This window comes from Bradyrhizobium elkanii WSM2783, assembly GCF_000472865.1.
GTDB classification, from domain to species: domain Bacteria; phylum Pseudomonadota; class Alphaproteobacteria; order Rhizobiales; family Xanthobacteraceae; genus Bradyrhizobium; species Bradyrhizobium elkanii_A.
In genome coordinates this window covers 84,316-98,189 of the sequence record NZ_AXAP01000014.1, presented here as the reverse complement: position 1 = coordinate 98,189, position 13,874 = coordinate 84,316, and the positions used below count along the sequence as shown (strand labels likewise).

Genomic DNA, 13,874 nt, shown 5'->3' with positions numbered 1-13,874 from the left:
ATGTTGCGCGGTCGAAATCTGGTAACACTCAGAAACAAAGTTCCATGTTAACCGGCTGATAACTCATTTTCCTAACGCTCTCTTGGGTTGTGTCTCCTACAACAAGCGCTTGTAGGGGCAGGGAAATGTCAGACAGCTCGGCCAAGAGCGATATCTTGCAGAGCCGGTGGTGGCCGAAATGGGCCGCCGCGGCGCCACCGCGATTGAGCGCAATTCAGTGGCTCGTGCTCTGCGCGGCGGCGCTTGTGGCCGCGATCGGGCTCGGCACCGGGTACCTGGCGCTGCAATTCCGGGAGCGCGCGCTCGATCTTGCCGAACGCGAACTCTCCAACACGGCGCTGCTGCTGTCCCGCCATTTCGATCAGCAGCTCTCCGATCTCCAGCACGTGCACGATGATGTCGTCGCCAACATGCGGGCGGACGGGGTCGATACGGCCGATCAGTTCGAAAAGAGAATGTCACTGCTGAGCGCGCACGAAATGCTGCGCACCAGGCTGGCGGCGCTGCCGCATGTTGGTGGTCTCAATCTGTTCAATGCCGAGGGATGGCTGATCAATTCCTCCGAGATGTGGCCGGTGCCCGACCTCAACGTCAGGGATCGGCGATATTTCAGGGAGTTCACCTCCGGCAAGCCGACGCCGGATGTCATCGTCGAGCCCGCGGTGAGCCGCGTCACGGGCAAGTGGACGACGCTGTTCGCCCGCAAGATTGTCGACGGTAATGGCGCCATCATCGGTTTTTCCAGCCGGGGCGTCGAGCCCAGCCAGTTCGAGGATTTCGTCGCCTCTCTGGCGCTGAGTGGCGACACAATCATCTCAATGATCCATCGCGACGGCACGGTGATCGCCCGCTACCCCAAGGATGACGGGGCGATCGGCAAGAGCGTAGCCGGTCTCCGGCCATTCCAGAAGGCGCTGACGCTTGACGGGAATATCTCGGGGCGCTTCAGCACTGAAGATGCCGAAGACAAGATCGGGGCGGTTCGACCGCTCACTCATTTTCCGATCTTGATCGTTGCCACGACCAAGACCTCGACCGCGCTCGCCGACTGGCGCGCGCAGACGAAACTACAGTTCAGCGCCGCGATCCTGGCGATCGTCGTCGTCATCGTCACGATCTTCCCGATCGTGAGACAACTGCAGCGACAGCATGAAGCCGCGCGCCAGAAGCTGTCGGAGAAGAGCTTTCATCTCGACACCGCCATCAACAACATGACCCAGGGGCTGTTGCTGTTCGATGCGTCGGGTCGGCTCGTGGTCTGCAACCAGCGCTATCTCGATATGCTCGGCGTATCGCCTGACGTCGCCAAGCCCGGATGCCACCTGCGCGATCTCGTGCTGCACCGTAAGGCGATCGGATCCTTTATCGGCGATGTCGACGAATATTGCGCGCACTTCATCGGACCTAACAGCAGCGAGATCGGCGAACGCCACTTCTCGACGCAGGACGGACGAATTATCCGAATGATCTTCAAACATTCGCCGGACGGGGGGTGGGCCACGACATTCGAGGACGTGACCGAGCGGCGCCGCGTCGAGGCGAAGATCGAACATCTCGCCCATTACGATCCGCTGACGAATCTGCCGAACCGGACGCTGTTCCAGCGCCACGCCGAAGGCTTGCTGCTCGAAACAGCCGATGTGCAGTTCGCGATCTTCTATATCGATATTGACGAGTTCAAGCGCATCAACGATTCGCTCGGCCATTTGATCGGTGATGAGTTCCTCAGAAGTGTCGCCGAACGGTTGCGGCAGTCGATCGGACCGGAGGATTTCATCGCTCGTCTCGGCGGCGACGAGTTCGCCATCGTTCAGCGCGGCATCGCGGCCGATGTCGATGTCAGCGCGCTGGTTGAACGGATCTATCAGGCGCTGCGGACGCCGTTCGATTGCCATGGCCATCACTTGTCCGGCGACGCCAGCATCGGCATCGCGGTCGCGCCGCGGGATGGTACCGATCTGCTCGCCCTGTTGAAGCGCGCGGATCTTGCGATGTACGCCGCCAAGGCTGCCGGTCGCCGCACCCACCGTTTCTTCGAGCCGGAGATGGAGAAGGAGGCCAGGCTCCGCCGCGAGCTCGAAGCCGATATGCGCACTGCGCTGGTCGAGGGCGGGTTTGAAATCCACTACCAGCCGCTGGTCGACCTGCGCAGCGACGAGGTGACCGGCTGCGAGGCGCTGGTGCGCTGGCGGCATCCGGTGCGCGGCATGGTATCGCCGGCCGAGTTCATTCCGGTCGCGGAGGAGACGGGCCTCATCGAGGAGATCGGGCAATGGGTGCTGCGGACCGCCTGCACTGAGGCTGCCACCTGGCCCGCCCATGTGCGGGTAGCGGTCAACGTGTCGCCAGTCCAGTTCAAGTCGGAGGCGCTGTCACTGAAGGTCGCGAGGGCATTGGCCGAGAGCGGGCTTGATCCGCGCCGCCTCGAGCTCGAAATCACCGAGGCCGTGCTGATCGCGGACGATGATGCCGCGCTGATCGCACTCAACCAGCTCCGCGCGCTCGGTGTTCACATCGCGCTGGATGATTTCGGAACCGGCTATTCCTCGCTGCAATATCTGCAGCGCTTCCCGTTCGACAAGATCAAGATCGACCGCAGCTTCGTCAAGGAAGTCACCCGCAACAGCTCGTCGGCGTCGATCATCCGCGCGGTGGTGAGCATCGCGGCCGACCGCGATATGATCACGACGGCAGAGGGCGTCGAGACCGAGCAGCAGCGCGACACCGTGCACATGCTGGGATGTACCCAGATGCAGGGCTATCTGTTCAGTGCGGCGCGCACTGCACAGGATATCCGCAGGATGCTGGCGGCCGAAGCCGAGGAAGACGCTGCCTGATCGGCGATATTTCAGCGTTCGCGCGAATCCTTGCCGTAGCCTGTGATGGGACGCAACAGCCGTTCGGTCAGCGCGCCGATCGCGAGGCCGGCAACTACATCGCTCAGCCAATGCGCAAGCAGGACGACGCGTGTCAACACCAGGCCTCCACCGATCGCCCATACCACGTCGCGCTTTGCCGGCGGAAGCACGGTTGCGGCCGAGGCAATTGCGCCGACGTGAATCGCATGGCCGGACGGAAAGGCGTCCTCGGGCTTGCCGGAGTAGGGTACGCCATGAAGGTGACCGCGAGCGGTTTGTCGATCGGGGCGCTCCTGGTCGAATACCGTCTTCAGCACATGGGGCAGGATAGCCGCGACGATCGTGGTCAGGAGGATGTGGTTGCTGCTGCGGCGCTGCTTCGCGTCCTTGTCGCGAGAATAAAGCCACCAGCCCAGCGCAAGCGCGCTGAGCACGTGCTCATCCGCGCCCCAGGTCAGGACCTCGGCGACCCGCTCGGCTGTCGGCGTTGTGTATTCCGATACGGTGTCGGCGATTGCCTTATCAGCACGGGTTGGCTGCACCCGGAAAAGCGCCATCGGATTCTCCCTTCGAGACTACAAACCTTTGACGGCCGCGATGGTTTCGCGGGCGCACCCGCGCATAGGAACGAAAATTTCGGCCACGAGTTTGCCGCTCACGATCCCGAGGAGAGGCAAGCACCATGAAGAGATCGATCGTGGTAACGGCGGTTGCGGTTGCCGTCGCCCTTATTTCCACCTCGGCAGCTGCGCAATCGGTCGGCGAGAAGACCGGCGTCAATTCGGTACTGGGGGTCGCTCCCTCAACGGCGGATTTCGTCAAGGAAGCGGCGATCAGCGACATGCTGGAGATCGAGGCGGGCAAGGTCGCCGAGCAGAAGGGCAATGCGGAGGAGAAGAAGTTCGCGTCCCAGATGATCGCCGACCACACCAAGACCAGCAGCGAGCTGAAGGGCCTGGTCACGAGCAGCGAGGGCGTGCAGATTCCATCGGGCCTGGATTCATCTTCGCAAGGCAAGCTCGACAAGCTGCGCGACACCAAACCGGAGAACTTTGCAAGCCAATATAACCCGATGCAGGTGAGCGCGCACAAGGATGCGGTGTCGCTGTTCGAACGTTACGCCAAGAGCGGCGACAATCCGAAGCTGAAGGATTGGGCCGGCAAGACGCTGCCGACGCTGCGGCACCATCTCGAGATGGCGCAGGCGCTGGACAAGAATCGCAAGTGACGCCGCGGCGTCACGCCTTGCGCTGGTGGCGCGTCCATCGCACGATCAGCGGCAGAGCGTACCAGAATCCGACCAGGACGAGAAAACTCGCCGTCGCGCAAGTTGCGGCGAGTTCGCGGTTGGTGATCCTGCCGAGAACGACGTAGCTCTCTGCGGCTATGCCCGCGGCCAGAAACAGCGGCGCCGCTGTCACCAGCGCGGAGGCTGTGCGCAGAAATCTCGGAGAATCTGCGCCGCCATAGGAGAGCCGGTGCAGGGCGGCTGGCGTCATCAGGAGGATGACGTTCACGGCGACGAGGCCGAGCGCGACGGCATGCACGATCTTTGCCGTCTGCGGCATCTCATCAAATCCAGCGGTAAGCATGGCGATGAATTGAAAGCCGAACAGGGCCTGTGCGCCGGGGATGATGACCCGCGCTTCGGTCAGCAGTTGCTCGACTTTTGTCGCGAGCGGGGTTGTTCCTCCTGAATCGGGCATTGGTGTTCTCTCCCGGTGAAACAGCTCCAATCCGAACCACGCAAAGCTTGATGCGAGTATCAGCGCGAGTCCGCTGGTGGTACCCGCGAACCAGCCGAAATGTCGTTCGATCACGACATAGGCGGCAACGCCAATGCTCAAGGAGAAGGGAACCAGGCCGGCGGTCGCGTACAAAGAGGTCGCGCGCACGAGGCGCTTCGACGATGAACCTCCCTCGACCATCCGGTGTTCCATCGAGGGGATGATCAGGAGCCCCAGCGAAAGCGTCAGCAGCGCAAGCCCAACGGCGCAGAGCATTTTCGACGCGGAGGAGAGCGATGGAAAGCCGGTCTGGAAGAAGGCCTGGAATTGAAATCCGAGCAGGACCTGGATGCCGAGGACAAGCAGACGAGTTTCGTCAAGCGCCGTCTTGACCATGCGGTCCAGCTTCTCGGACATCCTGGCCGCACTCCTTTCTCGCCGCGCCGGAACCGTCGCCGATGTCGTGTTGTTAACGCGACATGTCATCTAACGTTCATCTACGGCGGGGTGCGACATGACGGCGCCGGACGTCCGCAAGGGGATGCCATCAGTCAAATTGCCGCGCGAGGAGTTTGCGGAGCGCTACCGCAGCCGTTTCGTCGATCCCGCCTTCAGGCCGCTGCAGCGGGAGATCGATGCCATCATCGACGCGGCGTGGGATGCCTACAGTCATTCGCGCAAGTCGCCGCTGACGCGCAAAGCGGGGCCGGGCTTCGTCGATCCGGAATACGAACTGGCGGTGGATTGGCTCGCGGCGCGCGAGGCGATCCTGGCGGCGCAGCGGCGCCACGACGATGCGGCGGAGAGACCGCGCATCCTGATCATCAACGGCTCCTCACGCAGCGAGCATACCTGCCCCGGTGAAATGTCCAAGAGCTGGCGATTGGTCAAGCTCGCCGAGCCTGTGTTCGTCGAGATGGGCCTTGCCGTCGACATCCTCGATCTCTCGCGACTGGCATCCGAGTTCGGCAAGCAAATCCATCCCTGCAAGTCCTGCGTCTCGACATCGCCTGCGCTGTGTCACTGGCCCTGCAGTTGCTATCCGAATTACGCGCTCGGCCAGACCGACGACTGGATGAACGATATCTATCCGCTATGGGTGGCGGCCCACGGCATCCTCATCGTATCGCCGGTGAATTGGTATCACGCGCCGACGGGGCTGAAAGCCATGATCGATCGGATGGTTTGTGCCGATGGCTGCAATCCCGACCCGACCTCCACCCACGGCAAACACGCGGATGAGGCCAAGGCGCTCGAGTTGAAGGGCTGGCCTTATCCGCGGCATCTCGCCGGCCGCAACTTTGGTCTCGTCGTGCACGGAGATTCCGTTGGCGCGGAAACGATGCGACGTTCGCTATCGGATTGGCTGACGGATATGGGGCTGATCCCGGCCGGCCGAACGGGTGAGCTCGACGGCTATATCGGCTACATGGAGCCTTACGCGACCTCACATCAGGCACTCGATGAGGACAAAGCGTTCCAGGAACAGACCTTGAATGTCGCGCGAGCGCTCGGCAACGCGGTGAAGCTTGCGCGTGAGGGCAAGTTGCAGGATCCGGCAGCGGGGCTCGTCCAGCCGAATCCGAAATAGCGTCAGCCTCGGTTCCGGGCGAAGCGGGGATCAATTCACCGTTGCGCAGGAACGATGTTCGGCATTGCCGATTGGTCGGCATCTCCCATCCACTGCGACGGAGTTTCCCATGGACTTGAAAGGCAAGAAGATCGCAATCCTCGCAACCCACGGCTTCGAACAGTCGGAACTGGAGGTGCCGCGCGACCGGCTCAAGAAGGCCGGCGCAACCGTCGACGTGATTTCGCTGGCCGCAGGCGAGATCAAGGGCTGGGACATCAAGGATTGGGGCCGGCCGGTGAAGGTCGACAAGACGCTCGACCAGGTCTCCGCGTCCGACTACGACGCGATCGTGCTGCCGGGCGGACAGATCAATCCGGACCTGCTGCGGGCCGAGCCGAAGGCGCTGAAATTCATCAAGGAGATATTCGACGCCAAGAAGGTCGTCGCGGCGGTCTGCCACGCGCCGTGGCTTCTGATCGAAACCGGCATTGCCAAGGGGCGGCGGATGACTTCGTACAAGTCGATCAAGACCGACGTGATGAATGCTGGTGCCAAGTGGGAAGACTCCCAGGTGGTAACCGACCAGGGCGTGATCACTTCCCGCAATCCCGGCGATCTCGAAGCCTTCAGTGCCAAGATCATCGAGGAGGTGAAGGAAGGCCGCCACACCCAGCGCAGCGCAGCCTGATGAAGCGAGCCAGCCGATGCAAAGCAAATTGATCTCCGACGAGCCGGGCGCGCAGGTCCATGTCGTCATCCTCGACACGGGCGAGGAAGCATTCGCGGCGCTGACGAAGTTCGCCAACGAGGCCAGGATCTCGGCGGCGACGCTGACCGCGATCGGCGCGTTCGAGAAGGCGACCGTCGGCTGGTTCGATTTCGGCTCGAAATCCTACCGGAAGATCGAGGTCAACGAGCAATGCGAGGTGCTGAGCGCGATCGGCGACGTCGCGATCGGCGATGACGGCAAGGCCAGTCTGCACGTTCACATCGTGCTCGGGCTGTCGGATGGCTCCACGCGCGGCGGCCACCTGCTCGCGGGCGTGGTGCGGCCGACGCTTGAGGTTGTGCTGACGGAAGCGCCGGCAAAGCTTCGGCGGAAGAAGAGGGCGGACCTCGGCATCGCCCTCATCGATATCGCGGCCCAATAGTGCCAATAGCAAGAGGAGACGCGCTTAGCGCACGCCGAGCGCGTTCTCCAACTGCCGCTTCGTCATTTTCGAGCGGCCTTCGATTCCGCGTCGCTGAGCCCTCGCGTAAAGCTCTCGCCGCGTATGTCCGTCGCGCTTGCGGGCGCGCGAGCGTGCCGCCTTGCGTCCGCGGGCGGTGAGCTTGCGGGCATTGCGGCCGCCCATCGCGCGGCTGCTTTCCCGCTTGCCGGAAGCCCCGACATGCGACTTGCCCTCGCGTTCCTGCTGGGCGGTACGGCCCTGCGCTTCCTTTTGTTCGGTACGGCGCAGGTCACGACGGTTGCTGCGCTCGCTCTGGTATTTGGAGGCGCCCGCTTCCTGCAGCGCAATGGCGATCGCCTGCCGACGATTCTTGACCTTGCCGGCGCGGCCGCCACGGCCGCTCTTCAGTTCGCCATGCTTGAATTCGTGCATCACCCTGCCGGTGACGCGTCGTTGACGCGATGAGGGTGCCATCGTCTTAATCCTCCGTTTATCGGCAAGAACGGCCGACGGCGGATGTCGTTCCAACGGAGGGCAGAGGTTAAGGCCGCAGACGTTAAGGCTCAGACGGTCGAACTGATCGACCCCCGATCGACGATCGCTTTCCGTAGGATGCGCGACAGCGACTCGACCGAATAGGGTTTCTGGATCAGCTCGAATCCGCGATGCGCATTTTCGGCGAGCACGTTGCTGTATCCGCTCGTCAGGACGACCGGCAGCCCGGGATAGCGGTCGCGGATCACGCTGGCGAGCTCCACGCCGTTCATGCCGGGCATGATGACGTCGGAGAATACGAGGTCGGCGGAAAACTCGTCTTCGGACAACAGGGCAAGCGCTGCATTGGCATTCGCCACGCGTTTGACCGAGTATCCGAGATCTTCGAGCAGCTCGGTGGAGAACTGCCCGACCTCGTCATTGTCCTCCACGACCAGGACGCGGTAGCCGCGGCCCGTGGTTGCCGGCTCGCTGGCGATGGCTGCAGCGGACGCCGCATCGGCCGGTCGTGCTGCCTGCGGCAGATAGATCGTGAAGGCCGCGCCTCGTCCGAGCGTACTGACCACATCGATGTCGCCGTCGGACTGCTTGGCAAAGCCAAATGCCTGGCTCAGGCCAAGCCCGGTTCCCTTGCCGACTTCCTTGGTGGTGAAGAACGGTTCGAAGATCGATTGCAGATGATCGGGCGCGATGCCGCTGCCGCTATCGGCCATGGTGATCGCGACAAAGTCGCCGCGGCGCGCCGGCTGGGCGCGCAGGGCAGGGATGCCCCGCACCTTCCGCACCGCAATGGAGAGGCGGCCTTCACCGTCCATGGCGTCGCGGCCGTTCACCGCGAGATTGATCAGTGCGGTCTCGAATTGGGCGATGTCGGCGATCGCAAAGCAATCGGGGTCGTCGATCTCGACGTCGATCTGGATGCGCGCACCGACCAGCGGCCGGATAAGCTGGGTCACGCCCTCGACCTGCGCGCCGACATTGAAGACCTGCGGCTTCAGCGGCTGGCGGCGGGCGAACGCCAATAGCTGCGCGGTCAGCTTCGAGGCGCGCTCCACCGTCTCGGAGATCGCGTCGATGTAGCGATGACGGCGCTCTTCGGGCAGGTCGCGGCGGCGCATGAAGTCGGTCGCGGAGCGGATGATGGTCAGCAGATTGTTGAAGTCGTGAGCCACGCCGCCGGTGAGCTGGCCGACGGCTTCCATCTTCTGCGATTGCCGTAGCACCTCTTCGCCCTGGCGGCGTTCGGTGATGTCGACGGCTTCGGCCACGGCGCCAATCACAGTGCCGTGCTGGTCGCGAAGCGGCCGCATCGCGAAATCGAAATAGCGCTCGCCGACCGGAAGCCGCAGCATCATCTCGGTCTTGACGTCGTCGCCCTTCATGACCGCCATGAAGGCGTTGCGAACCAGCTTGGGCAAGTCGTCGGTCGCGGCGAACCAGGGCGTTTCCCAGAACGGCTTGCCGATGGCATCACGGGCCTCGGCGCGGATGCCGGCCAGTGCCGTCCGGTTGGCATGGAGCACGTCGCCGTGCTGATCGAGCAGCACCTGATACTGGTGGCTGGTCTCGAAGATCGCGCGCATTTGCGCTTCGCTGGCTTCGAGCTGCGCGGTGCGCTCGGAGATACGCAGTTCGAGCGTTTCGTTCAGCCGGCGCAGCTCGATCTCGGCCTGCTTGGCCGCGGTGATGTCGTGGGCGACCCCGATGAAGCCGATGTGGTTGCCGGTCGGATCCCAGCGCGGTTGCGACTCCGACCTGAGCCAGCGCCATTCGCCGTCGGCGCGCAGATAGCGCGCCTCCAGCACGAAAGGCTTGAGCGAAGCTTCGCCCGCGATCGATTCCTGCACGATGCGCGACATGTCGTCAGGGTGCAGCCGCTTGCGCCAGTCGAACTTGATGGCTTCTTCGAAGGGAAGGCCGAGGAAATCGATATAGGCCCGGTTGGCGAAGGAGCGGGTGCGGTCGAGTTTGGTCACCCAGATCGGAACCGGCGCGCTGTCGGCGATGAGGCGGAAGCGCTCCTCGCTTTCGCGCAGCTTTTCCTGGGCGAGCATGCGTTCGGTGATGTCGATATGGGCGCCGACCAGACGGAGTGCGCGGCCGTCGCGGTCGCGCTCGATTTCCCCGATGACGGCGATCCACCTGACCTCACCGTCGCTCGGACGGAGGATCCGGTATTCCGCCATATAGTCTCCGCTCGTCCCGGCCAGGGCATCGAAGAAATGCCCGATCGCGCGGTCACGATCGTCGGGGTGGATGCGGTCGACCCAATCCTCGTGGGTTTCGTTCACCGCATCCGACCCCAGTCCATGGATGATCAGGTATTCCGGCGAGCGGCGGTTGCGGAAGCCCTCGCGGAAATCGACCTCGACACCGCCGACGCGGCCGATACGCTGGATCCGGGCAAGCTCCGCCTCGCGCTCCTGCAATTCGCGATGCGCGCGGTCACGTTCGCGGGCAATTTCTTCCAGATGCTGGCGCAGCCGTTCAGCGGCGACCGTCTCGGGAAGGACGTTCATAGGGTCTGGCGGCATCGGGGCGGGCGACCTCTTTCCGCAGTCTCACACAACGGAAGAGGGCTTGCCAGCATCATTTGGCCTTGGTGCCGGGCCTGCAGTTATAGGCCCTGCGGAACCCCGCCGCTTGTGCGTCATCTTCAGAGCAGAACCAGCGGTCTGGCCTGGTTAATCCAGGGTAACTGCGGCACGCCTGCAAGTGGTAGATGCCGATATCGCCGGTGACGCGGGCGCGCACGGCGAACTTGCCCTTGATGTTGCAGCTTGCCGGCATGGGAAGATCTTCAGGGAAGAGCACGTCGCGGATCGCGCGATCGCGGTCGGCGGGACATGATGCGCCCAGCAGCGCGCCATCCTGCTTGCCGCGGCGGAACTCCTGCGGGGCAACAAAGCAGCCTTTCCACATGCCCTGGCGGTCTTCCCTGGCGCGCGCCTCGTCAGGCTTGAAGCGGCCGGTGGCAGAAGCCTCGACGTTCAGGGCAAAGCCCCGCTGGACCATCACCTCGCTAAGGCTGGTCGGGTCGCCTTCGATCTTGCACACGCCGAGATGTCGTTTCTTGTAGGCCGGGTCGGGACCGAGATCGTCGCAGCGGACCTGACGATCGCCGATTAGCTTCGCCAACTGGTCGCGGGCCTCGATGCCGCAGGTCCAGCTCTCGGCATGCTCGTCGATGCACAATTGGTCGATCGGAGGCACGTCGATGCCATCGAGCCGATAGGTCACGTTGCCGAGCTGCAGCGTGCTGCCGTCCCTGACGGTAGCGTTGGCGGCGAAGCCTTGGCTCGCCGGAAGGGCTATCAAGATCAGCCCTGCGATCAATGTGCGTAATGGCATGGTCTGCATCGATGGGGTGGCGTGCGGGGGCAAAGGTTCAAGATCATGAGCCGATTGGACGGAATCGGATCATGATCTCATCTTTCTTGTTTGAGCATGATCTCCGCGCAAACGCTTCGCGTTTGTCGCGAGGGAAAACCGGTTTCCACCGGATCATGCTCTAGCACGAAGCTCCCGCGAAGCTATTCCGCATTGGGAAAAAGCCGCCGGAACTGGTCGACAGTGACGGATCCATGGTTGACTTGTTGAGAACAAAAATAGAACATAAGTGCTCGCCCCGCATCCCGGAAACCGCCAGATGTCCTCTCTTCCCAGTGCCAGCAGCGAGGATATCGACGGCTTAGAAGCTGCCGTGGATGAGGCGATCGCGGCCTGCGGCGGGGATATGCGGGCCACCGTCCGCGCGCTGATCGTGGCCAATGACTATCTGGAAAACGAGGTCAGCGAGCTGATGAAGGCCGTCTCTCGCGCCCATGTCCGTGGTAGATTTAATACCTATTCGGGTTGATGGCTTCGGGCGCCGGGTGCAAGCCGGCCGCCTCCTTATATAGACCGTTGCCTCTCCTGAGTTTTCCTGTACCACGTTAATTGAGACGCCCACCGCCCGTACCACATTGCGGGCGAAGATCCTGCCCAAACGCTCAAGCAAGAAGCACATGTTCAAACGAATCCTGATCGCCAATCGCGGCGAGATCGCCTGCCGGATCATCAAGACTGCGCGCCGTATGGGGATTGAGACGGTCGCGGTCTACTCCGAGGCTGACCGCGATGCGCTGCATGTCGAGATGGCCGATGAGGCTGTGCTGATCGGCCCGCCGGCGGCGGCGGAGAGCTATCTGTTGATCGAGAAGATCGTCGAGGCCTGCCGCAAGACCGGCGCCGAGGCCATCCATCCCGGCTACGGCTTCCTGTCCGAACGCGAGGCGTTTCCGCGCGCGCTGAAGGAGGCCGGCATCGTCTTTATCGGCCCCAATCCTGGTGCCATCGCCGCGATGGGCGACAAGATCGAGTCCAAGAAGGCGGCCGCGAAGGCCAAGGTCTCCACCGTGCCTGGCCATCTCGGCGTCATCGAGGACGGCAAGCATGCGGTGAGGATCGCCGACGAGATCGGCTATCCCGTGATGATCAAGGCCTCCGCCGGCGGCGGCGGCAAGGGCATGCGCATCGCGCATTCGAAGGCCGAGGTCGAGGAGGGCTTCAATCTCGCCAAGGCCGAAGCGAAATCCTCTTTCGGTGACGACCGCGTCTTCGTCGAAAAATTCATCGTCGATCCCCGCCACATCGAGATCCAGGTGCTCGGCGACAAGCACGGCAACGTGATCTATCTCGGCGAACGCGAGTGCTCGATCCAGCGCCGCAACCAGAAGGTCATCGAGGAGGCGCCGTCCCCGCTGCTCGACGAGACCACGCGCCGCAAGATGGGCGAGCAGGCGGTCGCGCTGGCGAAGGCGGTGAACTACGACTCGGCCGGCACGGTCGAGTTCGTCGCCGGCCAGGACAAGAGCTTCTACTTCCTGGAGATGAACACGCGCCTGCAGGTCGAGCATCCCGTCACCGAGCTCGTCACCGGCATTGATCTGGTCGAGCAGATGATCCGTGTCGCCGCCGGCGAACAGCTCAGCCTTACGCAGAAGGACGTGACGCTGACGGGATGGGCGGTGGAATCGCGCGTCTATGCCGAAGACCCGTTCCGTAACTTCCTGCCGTCGATCGGGCGCCTGGTGAAATATCGTCCGCCGGCCGAGAAGAGCCAGGATGGCGTCACCGTCCGCAATGACACCGGCGTGCAGGAAGGCGGCGAGATCTCGATCCATTACGATCCGATGATCGCCAAGCTGATCACGCATGCGCCGTCGCGGGCGGCGGCGATCGAGGCGCAGTCGACCGCGCTGGACGCGTTCTATGTCGATGGCATCCGCCACAACATTCCGTTCCTGTCGGCGCTGATGAACCATCCGCGCTGGCGCGAGGGAAAGCTCTCCACCGGCTTCATCGCGGAGGAATATCCGAAGGGATTCTCGGCGCGACCGCCGGAGGGCGAGATCGCGCGACGGCTGGCGGCGGTGGCCGCGGCGATCGACCACGTGCTCGGTGAGCGCAAGAGGCAGATCTCGGGCCAGATGAATGGCCGACTGGTGCAGCGGGAGCGGCGCCGCGCGGTGTGGCTCGAGCGTGATGAGATCGCGCTCGACGTCGCGCGCGAGGCCGACGGCATCGCGGTCCGCTTCATCGGCAGCGATGGGCTGCCGGGCAATCCGCACAATTTGGTCTCGAGCTGGGTGCCGGGCGAGCAGGTGTGGCAGGGCACGATCGATGGCCAGTTCGTGGCGGTGCAGGTGCGCCCGATCAACAACGGCTTCCGCCTCGCGCATCAGGGCTTTGAGGTTCCGATCTATGTCTTCACCGAAGCCGAAGCAACGTCGGCGCGTCTGATGCCGGTGGTGTCGGCCGCCGATACCGGCAAGAAGCTGTTGTGCCCTATGCCGGGACTCGTGGTGTCGATCGCAGTCAGCGAGGGACAGGAGGTCAAGGCGGGCGAGACGCTTGCGGTCGTCGAGGCCATGAAGATGCAGAACGTGCTGCGCGCCGAACGCGACGGTACGGTGAAGAAGATCCACGCCGCTCCCGGCGCAACGCTGGCGGTCGACGCGCTGATCCTCGAATTCGCCTAGAGCATGATCCGGAACGTGGATACCGG

Annotated in this window: 12 protein-coding genes; 7 read left to right on the top strand and 5 right to left on the bottom strand. The window is 63.3% G+C overall.

The features are described from left to right. Window positions 1-125: 125 nt before the first annotated feature. Entirely contained in the window at window positions 126-2,837 is a 2,712-nt protein-coding gene (locus YY7_RS51640) for a bifunctional diguanylate cyclase/phosphodiesterase (RefSeq protein ID WP_080663698.1), read from the top strand. Between the two features lie 11 nt (window positions 2,838-2,848). Here the strand turns inward: YY7_RS51640 and YY7_RS0115200 are convergent, their stop codons facing one another. Continuing rightward, window positions 2,849-3,415: a phosphatase PAP2 family protein gene (locus YY7_RS0115200; protein ID WP_028164015.1), complete on the bottom strand. Its 567-nt coding sequence runs from the start codon at window positions 3,413-3,415 to the stop codon at window positions 2,849-2,851. Window positions 3,416-3,540: 125 nt separating this feature from the next. Between YY7_RS0115200 and YY7_RS0115195 the strand changes: the two genes are divergently transcribed. Further along, window positions 3,541-4,086 carry a DUF4142 domain-containing protein gene (locus YY7_RS0115195; RefSeq protein WP_028164014.1) on the top strand — a complete coding sequence of 182 codons (546 nt, stop codon included), beginning with the start codon at window positions 3,541-3,543 and terminating at the stop codon, window positions 4,084-4,086. Window positions 4,087-4,096: 10 nt separating this feature from the next. Here the strand turns inward: YY7_RS0115195 and YY7_RS51635 are convergent, their stop codons facing one another. Then, on the bottom strand, window positions 4,097-5,002 hold the full coding sequence (locus YY7_RS51635) for a DUF6328 family protein (RefSeq protein ID WP_035690153.1): 906 nt from the start codon (window positions 5,000-5,002) through the stop codon (window positions 4,097-4,099). A 97-nt stretch (window positions 5,003-5,099) separates the two neighbouring features. On the opposite strand from YY7_RS51635, the gene YY7_RS0115185 reads away from it, so the two are divergent. The 3 genes from YY7_RS0115185 to YY7_RS0115175 all read left to right on the top strand — a co-directional run bounded on the left by YY7_RS0115185 (window position 5,100) and on the right by YY7_RS0115175 (window position 7,309). Continuing rightward, window positions 5,100-6,176 (top strand): flavodoxin family protein, encoded by a 1,077-nt coding sequence (locus YY7_RS0115185; RefSeq protein WP_028164013.1) that lies wholly within the window; start codon window positions 5,100-5,102, stop codon window positions 6,174-6,176. Between the two features lie 109 nt (window positions 6,177-6,285). Beyond that, window positions 6,286-6,846: a type 1 glutamine amidotransferase domain-containing protein gene (locus YY7_RS0115180; RefSeq protein WP_028164012.1), complete on the top strand. Its 561-nt coding sequence runs from the start codon at window positions 6,286-6,288 to the stop codon at window positions 6,844-6,846. A gap of 16 nt (window positions 6,847-6,862) precedes the next feature. Then, window positions 6,863-7,309 carry a PPC domain-containing DNA-binding protein gene (locus tag YY7_RS0115175; RefSeq protein ID WP_028164011.1) on the top strand — a complete coding sequence of 149 codons (447 nt, stop codon included), beginning with the start codon at window positions 6,863-6,865 and terminating at the stop codon, window positions 7,307-7,309. A 24-nt stretch (window positions 7,310-7,333) separates the two neighbouring features. Here YY7_RS0115175 and YY7_RS57455 read toward each other — a convergent pair whose 3' ends face one another. The 3 genes from YY7_RS57455 to YY7_RS0115160 all read right to left on the bottom strand — a co-directional run bounded on the left by YY7_RS57455 (window position 7,334) and on the right by YY7_RS0115160 (window position 11,176). Continuing rightward, on the bottom strand, window positions 7,334-7,804 hold the full coding sequence (locus YY7_RS57455; RefSeq protein WP_028164010.1) for a DUF6496 domain-containing protein: 471 nt from the start codon (window positions 7,802-7,804) through the stop codon (window positions 7,334-7,336). An 89-nt stretch (window positions 7,805-7,893) separates the two neighbouring features. Then, entirely contained in the window at window positions 7,894-10,344 is a 2,451-nt protein-coding gene (locus tag YY7_RS0115165) for a PAS domain-containing hybrid sensor histidine kinase/response regulator (RefSeq protein WP_245287284.1), read from the bottom strand. A gap of 70 nt (window positions 10,345-10,414) precedes the next feature. Continuing rightward, entirely contained in the window at window positions 10,415-11,176 is a 762-nt protein-coding gene (locus YY7_RS0115160; RefSeq protein WP_028164008.1) for a thermonuclease family protein, read from the bottom strand. A 298-nt stretch (window positions 11,177-11,474) separates the two neighbouring features. Between YY7_RS0115160 and YY7_RS0115155 the strand changes: the two genes are divergently transcribed. Together YY7_RS0115155 and YY7_RS0115150 are read left to right on the top strand one after the other, a co-directional pair. Further along, window positions 11,475-11,684, top strand: a complete 210-nt coding sequence (locus tag YY7_RS0115155) for a hypothetical protein (RefSeq protein ID WP_028164007.1) — start codon at window positions 11,475-11,477, stop codon at window positions 11,682-11,684. Window positions 11,685-11,832: 148 nt separating this feature from the next. Next, complete coding sequence (locus YY7_RS0115150; RefSeq protein ID WP_028164006.1) at window positions 11,833-13,848, top strand: acetyl-CoA carboxylase biotin carboxylase subunit; 2,016 nt, start codon at window positions 11,833-11,835, stop codon at window positions 13,846-13,848. The last annotated feature ends 26 nt before the right edge of the window (window positions 13,849-13,874 follow it).